Origin of the sequence: Pseudomonas sp. PICF6 (genome assembly GCF_009831705.1) — a bacterium.
In the GTDB taxonomy this organism is placed as follows: domain Bacteria; phylum Pseudomonadota; class Gammaproteobacteria; order Pseudomonadales; family Pseudomonadaceae; genus Aquipseudomonas; species Aquipseudomonas rhizophila.
In genome coordinates, this window is the sequence record NZ_WUUD01000035.1 from 344592 (window position 1) to 345081 (window position 490).

1 protein-coding gene is annotated in these 490 nt (G+C 64.7%); it reads right to left on the reverse strand.

The features are described 5' to 3' along the window. On the reverse strand, positions 1-490 hold a 490-nt coding region (locus GSM73_RS28030), incomplete at both ends, for an AMP-binding protein (protein ID WP_256677101.1).

The window sequence follows — 490 nt, forward strand, 5'->3', positions numbered from 1 at the left end:
CCTGCGCGAGCAGTGCGGCGTCGATTTCCCCCAGTTCAATGCGCTGGCCGCGCAACTTCACCTGATGGTCGAGACGCCCCAGGTACTCGATGTTGCCATCGGCCAGGAAGCGGCAACGGTCGCCGGTGCGGTACAGGCGGTCACCCTTGATGAATGGGCTGGCGAGGAAGCGTTCCTCGGTCAGGTCCGGGCGTTTCAGATAACCCCGGGCCACGCCGACGCCACCGATGTACAGCTCGCCGATGCTGCCAATCGGCAACGGTTGCATGGCCTCGTCGAGGATGTACAAATGCAGGTTGGCGATGGGCTTGCCGATCGGCACGATCACGTCGTTGGCCGAGCAACGCCAGACCGAGACGTCGATGGCTGCTTCGGTCGGGCCGTACAGGTTGATCAGGGCGGCCGGGTGCTGGCCCATGAAACGCCGCACCAGATCCACCGGCAGTGCTTCGCCGCTGGCAAACACCTGGCGCAGGCTGTGGCAGTTGAC